This is a genomic window from Vibrio makurazakiensis, assembly GCF_050337375.1.
In the GTDB taxonomy this organism is placed as follows: Bacteria; Pseudomonadota; Gammaproteobacteria; order Enterobacterales; family Vibrionaceae; genus Vibrio; species Vibrio makurazakiensis.
This window is the reverse complement of record NZ_JAKJSW010000315.1, coordinates 1-3,535: the sequence shown is the minus strand read 5'-3', so window position 1 is coordinate 3,535 and position 3,535 is coordinate 1. Positions and strand designations below refer to the sequence as shown.

Genomic DNA, 3,535 nt, shown 5'->3' with positions numbered 1-3,535 from the left:
GTATCCGATCGGGAGTGGATATTGCCACTTCCTTAGCATCCGGTGCCCAATTTGCATTTTTGGGGCGCTTTTTTATGTACGCCGTGTCGTCATTGGGTAAGGACGGTGGAGAGCATGCAATCGAAGTGTTAATGCAGCAACTGACTCAAGTGATGGAACAAATTAGGTGTGAGAAACCCGCTGATTTGTCAGAGTTCCTCGCAAACTAGATATAAATAAAAGCTCATTTAACTTTGGTAAATAGTTGCTCGTTATCGAATAACTAGGTTGGTACGTTTCTGTAATAAAAATATTTATTGGATGGGCATATGGATTATGTCTATAGAGTTGAATCGATATTATCTCAATTAATATTGCATCAAGACTCTAAACTTTTATTCGTCCGATTTATTAAATAATTAAAAACTTTTTGGGAGATAAATATGAAGATGTCATTTCGTTGGTATGGCGAGGGGAATGATGAGGTAAGTTTACCTTTTATTAAACAGATTCCGGGTGTAGAAGGCATTGTTTGGTCATTACATGACATGCCTGCTGGAGAGGTTTGGAGTGAAGAGCGTATTCTCGCCGAAAAAGAAATAATAGAGAACGCAGGTTTTCATATTGATGTCGTTGAAAGTGTTAATGTTCATGAAGACATTAAACTCGGTCTTCCGTCAAGAGATAAGTATATTGATAACTATATTGAAACCTTAAAAAGACTAGCCAAAGTTGGGGTGAAAGTTGTCTGCTATAACTTTATGCCTGTGTTTGATTGGACCAGAACCGAGCTGTATAAAGAATTGGAAGACGGTTCTAACGCTCTGTTTTTCGAAAAGAGTAAAATCAGTGACATTGAGCCTATTGAGCTTATCGAAAAATTATCAAAGAACGTATCTGTAACAATGCCAGGGTGGGAACCAGAACGACTTTCCCAATTAAAAGAAACGTTTGAGAAGTACAAAGGTTTTACAGCTGAAGACCTTTGGGGCAATCTTCAGTATTTCTTAGAAAAAGTTATCCCTGTTTGTGAAGAATACGATATTAAAATGGGGATCCACCCTGATGACCCCGCATTCCCTATCTTTGGGTTACCTAGAATTATTATTAATAAAGAGAATATTCTAAGGTTTTTAAACTTGGTCGATAGCCCATWTAACGGCTTAAGTTTATGTACCGGATCACTTGGTTCGAGCAATAACGATATTCCAGATATTATCGATGAAGTTCATGAGCGAATTCATTTTATACATATACGTAATGTCAAAAGATTTGAGAACGGTGACTTTATCGAGTCCTCTCATCGAGCGTGTGATGGCTCCGTCGATACGATTAAAGTCATCCAAACGCTTCATAAGCACGGTTATCAAGGTTATGTACGACCAGATCATGGTCGTCATATTTGGGGTGAAGAAAAATGGGCTCGTCCTGGTTACGGTTTATATGACCGAGCTCTTGGGATTATGTACATCCTTGGTGCATGGGATAACTTGCAGGCGCAGCAAGCTGGCAAATAAATCGCTAGTTAGCTAGACCAATAACTCGTGTGCTAACAGTCGGATTCAGCCCGATTAGGTGATCTTCGGGCTGATCTACCATTCGTACACAACTATTGATGACCATTTAATTTCCCAGCGCTGCTGAGGCTAAAGATGAAAAAAACAAAAATAGCCATTATTGGCGAATGCATGGTTGAGCTACAGCATAAAAATGGGGCGCTGCAGCAGTCATTCGGCGGAGACACGCTAAATACAGCGCTTTATCTCTCTCGCCTGTGCAAAGCTCAGGATATCGAAACCACCTATGTGACGGCATTGGGTGAAGACCCTTACAGTCAAGCAATGCTAGACGCTTGGGAAGAGGAGGGGGTTGATACTTCTCTGATTCATCAAATTCCGGGCAAGCAGCCGGGAATCTATCACATTGAAACCGATTCAACGGGTGAGCGTAGCTTCTATTATTGGCGTAATGAGGCGTCTGCAAAGTTCATGTTTGATCAAGATTACGCGCATGAAATGTTAGCTAAACTAGAGCAATTTGATGCGATTTACCTTAGCGGTATTACGCTCGCTATTTTGACCGAGAACAGCCGAGAAATGCTATTTGAGCTTTTGGGTAGTTTTGCTGGTCAAGTTTTCTTCGATAACAACTATCGTCCCAAGTTATGGCAGGACAGTAGTGAAGCACAGAAAGTGTATTTAAAGATGCTGTCTTACACCGACACAGCCTTGCTTACCTTTGATGATGAAGAAGCCTTATACGGTGATGGGGATGTTGAGCAATGTATCGCACGAACAAAAGGTGCTGGTGTTTCTGAAATTATCGTTAAACGAGGCAGTAAAGATTGCCTTGTTTATGGCGGTGAAACTCGTTCTTCAGTTGCTGCGAATAAGGTCAAAAACGTGGTGGATACCACAGCTGCAGGGGATTCATTCAGCGCAGGCTTCCTCGCTAAGCGCCTTTGTGGCGGCAGTGCAACACAATCAGCGGAAGCTGGGCACATTGTAGCCAGCACCGTCATTCAACATAAAGGCGCAATCATCCCAAGACATGCAATGCCAGATTTGTATTTATAACCTATTCAACGAAGAGAGAGTCCTAATGACTACGTTAAATGAACATTTAGCAAACCTAAAAGTTATTCCTGTTATTGCAATCAACAAAGTTGAAGATGCAATTCCTCTAGGTCGTGCACTGGTTGAAAATGGTATGCCCTGTGCCGAAATTACCCTTCGTACGGAATGTGCTATTGAGGCGATACGCATAATGCGTAAAGAATTCCCTGATATGTTAATTGGTTCTGGGACGGTACTGACTAATGAGCAGGTTGATGCCTCTATCGAAGCGGGCGTAGATTTCATCGTAAGCCCTGGTTTCAACCCCCGCACCGTACAATATTGTATTGATAAAGGTGTCGCGATTGTTCCTGGTGTCAACAACCCAAGCCTAGTGGAGCAAGCGATGGAAATGGGATTACGCACACTAAAATTCTTTCCTGCAGAGGCCTCTGGTGGCGTTGGTATGCTAAAGGCACTAACAGCCGTTTATCCAGTGAACTTTATGCCAACTGGTGGTGTGAGTCTGAAGAATGTGGATGAGTATTTATCTTTATCATCAGTATTAGCGTGTGGCGGTACTTGGATGGTTCCGACTAAACTGATGGATGAAGGTAAGTGGGATGAATTAGGTGCTCTAGTTCGAGATGCTGTAGCGCATGTGAGCGCAGAGAAATAGTAATAGGGTTAACGCCATATTATGAAGCTCACCTTTGTCATAGAGGAAATTCGCACTCTTATACTTAGCAGTGACTCAATAGAATGACTCACCAGTACTGCTAGTTAGTTTTGTAAATCATTCCTGTTTCCACCATTGAAACGCCCGCTAAGAAATTAGCGGGCTTTTTTGTGTTTCAAAATCTGATTCTCAATTCAAAATTGATACTGTGAATTACTTTTTAGCGTAGCTATACTGAACCATAAATGGATGATCCTAGTAGCAATATAGGAACTTGCCGATGAAAGCCGCGAAGGAAGGATACTAACCCCCTGTGATTAAA

4 protein-coding genes are annotated in these 3,535 nt (G+C 41.8%); all 4 read left to right on the top strand.

Going from position 1 to position 3,535, the window contains the following annotated elements; genetic code table 11:
* Positions 1-209, top strand: a 209-nt coding sequence (locus tag L4C33_RS20650; RefSeq protein ID WP_428814272.1) for an alpha-hydroxy-acid oxidizing protein, incomplete at its 5' end; no start/stop codon positions are given.
* Between the two features lie 213 nt (positions 210-422).
* The gene (uxuA, locus tag L4C33_RS20645) at positions 423-1,496 is read left to right on the top strand and encodes a mannonate dehydratase (protein WP_428814271.1); all 1,074 of its coding nucleotides are present in this window, start codon (positions 423-425) and stop codon (positions 1,494-1,496) included.
* Between the two features lie 135 nt (positions 1,497-1,631).
* Entirely contained in the window at positions 1,632-2,555 is a 924-nt protein-coding gene (kdgK, locus tag L4C33_RS20640; protein WP_428814270.1) for a 2-dehydro-3-deoxygluconokinase, read from the top strand.
* Positions 2,556-2,580: 25 nt separating this feature from the next.
* Positions 2,581-3,213, top strand: coding sequence for a bifunctional 4-hydroxy-2-oxoglutarate aldolase/2-dehydro-3-deoxy-phosphogluconate aldolase (locus L4C33_RS20635; RefSeq protein WP_428814269.1), 633 nt, complete (start codon positions 2,581-2,583; stop codon positions 3,211-3,213).
* Positions 3,214-3,535: the final 322 nt, after the last annotated feature.

Excerpts from the sequence above, each read along its gene's own strand:
- L4C33_RS20635 (WP_428814269.1), top strand. The coding sequence starts at position 2,581 with ATGACTACGTTAAATGAACATTTAGCAAACCTAAAAGTTATTCCTGTT.
- kdgK (WP_428814270.1), top strand. The coding sequence starts at position 1,632 with ATGAAAAAAACAAAAATAGCCATTATTGGCGAATGCATGGTTGAGCTA.